We start from the raw sequence: 4,692 nt of genomic DNA, 5'->3' as shown, positions 1-4,692 counted from the left end.
GTACTTGCCATCACTTTTGAATCGGCCTTATATATTTGACCTCCCACAGTTTCTATGTCACCACTCTGTGTTATATTCACTGTCAATGGCTTACTTTCAGCTGAATCGGTGGCCTTTTCTCCTAATTTTGGACCAGCGCTGCCTGGTGCTTGATTACCGCCACTTTGAGAAGTACTTTGTTGAGCATTTCCATTTTGACCGTTATTACTACCACTTCCTGAATCAGATTTAATGGTTGTATCAAGCTCAGCAATTACGTATTTACCATTTATACCTTTATCTGATTTTTTTGCTTCAGTATTAGCATATACCTTTGTAATAATCTTTCCTTCAACTTTAAAATCTGATGTATTTAACTTAAATGTATCTATGGCGCTATCGTATTGCAGTGCCACGGCACTTACCTTTTGCCCATCTCCAAATACCTCAGTGATTGCTGTGACGCTTTTTATATGTCCACTACTAGTATCATTTGTTTTTGATTCACCTCCACTTGTCGAACATGCTGACAAGCTTAGCATCATCACAAATATCAAGAATACCGATAATGTTTTTAATTCTTTTTTCAATTTTATATCCTCCTATTTTTAGTTAGTGCAAAGTTCTCTAAACTGCTATTTAATTTACTCTTCATGTATCAAGCTTTACTCCTTCATACTTTCCATAGGTTGGTATATTCTTTGCTGACTTTTAGGAAACCAAGTTTTATGGATTGCTCGATAATCTCTAATCATTTACTCATCTTGAAAAAGAATGTGACTAATATTACCACCTGTTAGATTTTTTTAACCTCAAATTCTCGATTAGAGGTTTCTTGCTTTTCATGGTCTGATTTTGCCAGTGTAGCAGACCTTTGATATTCTACATTGAAATTATTGCTAAATCATTTTCGCGCTATATTGGAATTTCAGTTTTTTCGATATCCGAAACCACTTTCGTCACGAATCTTTGTAGTTATAGCTTTATATAATTCTTCTTCTTGCTTATTTGTAAGAAACCTAGGACATAATGTTGATTTACCTATATTTGGGCCTTCGGTACCGTGTTTTTTATATGAATTAATATATATTCCAACTGTGTGTGGACTTTTCAATCCATCATTTTTGTTATATGAACGTTAGTTGTAGTTCCTAATATGTTTAATTCTTCATGAATTATATATAGCATAGAATTACTGTAAGTGTTAAAAAGTTAACACCTCCGATTTAAATAAATTAGCACAAATTTATTTACACTATTTTTAAGATTCTTTATGTATAGATTTGCAGAGTTTTTTGAATAAAAAATAATGACCTCTTATTTCATGTTATACGGTCAGCGCTGATCATATTAAACCAAGATTGCTGGTTATTTTCATTTATATATTTTATCGTTTTTCCTTCATTATCACCATTATGAACTCTGACAAATTTTACTTACTTTTAAATTATAATCTTAATTCTTTTGAAAACATTAAGAGAATTCTTAAGGTCTAATTAAAATTTTCTAATGAAATATTAATAATTATCTTGTAAATAAAAAGATTGCCTTAGTTCAATGGTAGGAGTATAAAAAGGGGTTTTAAGTCAAAGCATTAATAAGTCATTTTTTCCTTTACAATATTTTATTAAAGTTATACTATACTTACTAAGAATATAATTTTCGTTAATTTTAACCGAAAAACACCATTGTTTTTCGGCTTTTCTATGAACTTACATAACTCAGGAGGTAAAAAATGTAACAGTTCTTATTGTTGAAGATGAAGTTGAAAAATTGTAAGCTTTCTAAAACCATAACTATCCTACTAAGGGAATGTTCTACAGAAGAAAGAAAAAAATGTACTTACTTTCAAAGATATTGAATTAAACCAATCCGTCTTGGAAGTTAAAATCGGTAATGCAACTATTGAGTTGACGAAAAAGGAATACCAACTTATTGAATATCTTATTCAAAATAAAAATAATGTAAGTACAAGAGAACAAATCTTAAATGCTGTTTGGGGATACGATTATCTTGGAAACACCAGTATAGTTGATGTGTACATAAGTTACTTGAGAGTTAAGCTCAATGATGTATCTAATGAAAAACATATAACAACAGTAAGAGGTACTGGCTATATGATGAAAGAAATTTAATATATTCAAATGGAAACGTAAAACCTATTAAAAAAAGGCCTCAAGAACATGACATTCGATAGATTTTATAGAGCTGATGAATCAAGAACCAAGTGAACTTGGGAAAGGTACAAATATCACTTTTACTATTCCATTTGAATAGTAATGAACTAAAATAAAAATCACCTTATACGAGTTATGATAGATCTATGTAAGGTGATTATAAAATGGGATTACTTGAACTAAAAGATAGTACATACTCCAATTAGCACTACGCCATTATTTAGTATAGGCCTCTTGACATACGCTGTTGTTGGATTTTTAAGTATCAAATTTTTATTAGACTGAGTGTTTGGTATATTTGTAATTTATGGAATTATAGCAGGATGCACTTTTATAGCCATTCACTTTCTAATAAAGTAGAAAAATATAAGTACAAGATTTACTGAGTTATAAAAAGCCACAGTAATTTTTGTACTTATACTTTCTTGTACTACGCCATTATAGGCCTTGAGCAAACCACTTTTTTTATGGATGGTCATAACCATATCAAAATTTTTATTATTTAGGTCATGATAATTGCAACCTAACTTTTTTTGTTACGTGTAATAAATAATATAGATTTAATTGAGAATGTATAGAGAAGCTAAGATTAAAAAAGAATTATACTACATACTTGCATGTAGTTTTAAAATTTAGTATTTTTGTTTTTTCAAAAGGACGGTGACATATGGATGACAGTAAATTAATAAAAAAGTGTCAGGTAGGAGATAAGGGGGCTTTTCAAGAACTTATAAGTAAATATCATCCTTTTGTATATAAATTTCTTATTAAAATTACCCAAGATGAAGAAATTGCAGAAGATATAACTCAAGAAACATTCTTGAAGGTTATAAAAAATATTGAGAAATTTGATGTATATGGAAAAGCAAAATTTTCAACTTATATAATTACCGTATCAAAAAATTGTTATATTGATTATTTAAGAAAGGAAAAGAAGTTTTTACAGCGCATATCTATAGATGAAGCTATAAATACTGAGAATGTTAATGCAAAAGTGGAAAGTTTAGTTATAGATAAAATATATGCTGAAGCAATTATAAAGGAACTAGAAAATTTATCAGAAGAACAAAAGCTAGTAATAAAAATGAAATATATTGAGGGGTTGACACTGAAAGAGATTGGAGAGAAGTTAGAACTTGAACCTAAAACTGTAAAGAGTAGAATTCATAATGGCATGGTAAAACTTAGAAAAATATTTAAAAGGGGTGATAAATGTGAAGGAGATAAATAAAAGAAACACCTTAATACTTTTAGCAGCATTAGATAAAGATATTGATATGAAATGTATGGAGTTAAAAGAGAAACAGTGGCAAATGAGGGTAAAAAAGATCTTCTTTTCAAGTTGTATATTTATATTATTATCATTTTTAATACAGGTATTTTTGAAAATATTTAATGTGAACTTTATAGCTGTAATTGTACTTTACCAGACATTAATTTTAATTCTTTTGATACCATTCATACCTAATTTAAGTAAGGGGGTAATATTAAAATGAAAAAACTGGAGGAATTTATAAATCGCTTAAATTTTAAAGTTGCAACTAAGATTTATTTAATTGCTTCAGCTGTAGTTTTAATTTTATGCATTGCCACGATTGCCTATGTAACGAGAGACAAAATTTGTATGGCTATTGACTATGAGAGGATTTCTAATGCTTTTGAGAAACAAGGTTTAAGTGATAATGTGAATTCGCAGCTAAAGAAATTAAATTCTGACTCTAAAGATATAGTAAATATACTTATTTTGGATAAAGACAATAATATTGTCTTTAAAGCTAACAGTAAGCTTATAGGTAGCAATACTAAACTATTACTAACATCATATGAATTTAATAGGAGGTATCTTAAAGACAATATAAACAAAGATGTACTTTATAGAATAGTTAAAAAAGAAAATATTCTTTTAAATAAAGATTATATTCAAAATGATGAAAAATTAAAAAATGATATTGATGAAGAATTTTATTATGAAAGAGATTTAAATTCTAAAGATATTTATCTAATCAATTATATAGCTAATGGAACTGCACAAAACAAAATATTTATAATCAGGACAGCAACTCCAATACCTTATGCAGAAAGATTATTAGAAATTACAGGAACGTTAATTAGTCTTATATTTATCATCTATTGGATTGGTTTAGCATTATGGGTATATAAAGATGCTAATGCTAAAAGAAATAATCCTGCTTTGTGGGGTGGATTAGTGTTATTGACAAACCTAGCTGGACTAATTATTTATTTCATGCATAAACAAAATAGTATAATATGTTATAATTGTGGAGTTATACAAAATAAAGAAAATATATTTTGCAGTTATTGTGGCACGAAAATAAATGAACAGTGCAGTTATTGTGGCAATATTGTAAATAAAGATGAAAATTATTGTAGTAAATGCGGCAAAAAATTATAAATATATATGTGAACTAAAGTTAAAGTGAAATTAAATAAACAAAGACATAATTATGGAGTTATAAACGTTATGAATAATGGCAATATAAAGATAATTTATACTATATTTGTTTTTGTGGCACTG

General features: G+C 28.1%; 4 protein-coding genes and 2 pseudogenes. 4 read left to right on the top strand and 2 right to left on the bottom strand.

The window, feature by feature from the left end; translation table 11 throughout:
* Together ACJDU8_RS25080 and ACJDU8_RS25075 are read right to left on the bottom strand one after the other, a co-directional pair.
* Positions 1-512: pseudogene (locus ACJDU8_RS25080) on the bottom strand (hypothetical protein); the annotation flags it as partial.
* 127 nt (positions 513-639) lie between these two features.
* Positions 640-844: pseudogene (locus tag ACJDU8_RS25075) on the bottom strand (IS630-like element ISBs2 family transposase); the annotation flags it as partial.
* A gap of 1,012 nt (positions 845-1,856) precedes the next feature.
* On the opposite strand from ACJDU8_RS25075, the gene ACJDU8_RS25070 reads away from it, so the two are divergent.
* The 4 genes from ACJDU8_RS25070 (at position 1,857) to ACJDU8_RS25055 (ending at position 4,569) form a co-directional block, all read left to right on the top strand.
* A complete protein-coding gene (locus ACJDU8_RS25070) occupies positions 1,857-2,114 on the top strand; it encodes a winged helix-turn-helix domain-containing protein (RefSeq protein ID WP_406794919.1) in 258 nt (85 codons plus the stop codon).
* 709 nt (positions 2,115-2,823) lie between these two features.
* Positions 2,824-3,387: an RNA polymerase sigma factor gene (locus ACJDU8_RS25065; protein WP_406794917.1), complete on the top strand. Its 564-nt coding sequence runs from the start codon at positions 2,824-2,826 to the stop codon at positions 3,385-3,387.
* Complete coding sequence (locus ACJDU8_RS25060) at positions 3,371-3,652, top strand: hypothetical protein (protein ID WP_406794916.1); 282 nt, start codon at positions 3,371-3,373, stop codon at positions 3,650-3,652. Before ACJDU8_RS25065 ends, ACJDU8_RS25060 begins: the two co-directional genes overlap by 17 nt.
* Positions 3,649-4,569 carry a zinc ribbon domain-containing protein gene (locus tag ACJDU8_RS25055; protein ID WP_406794915.1) on the top strand — a complete coding sequence of 307 codons (921 nt, stop codon included), beginning with the start codon at positions 3,649-3,651 and terminating at the stop codon, positions 4,567-4,569. Before ACJDU8_RS25060 ends, ACJDU8_RS25055 begins: the two co-directional genes overlap by 4 nt.
* Positions 4,570-4,692 lie beyond the last annotated feature (123 nt).

Origin of the sequence: Candidatus Clostridium eludens, assembly GCF_045310515.1 — a bacterium.
GTDB classification, from domain to species: Bacteria; Bacillota; Clostridia; order Clostridiales; family Clostridiaceae; genus Clostridium_B; species Clostridium_B eludens.
This window is presented reverse-complemented; position numbering and strand designations above follow the sequence as displayed.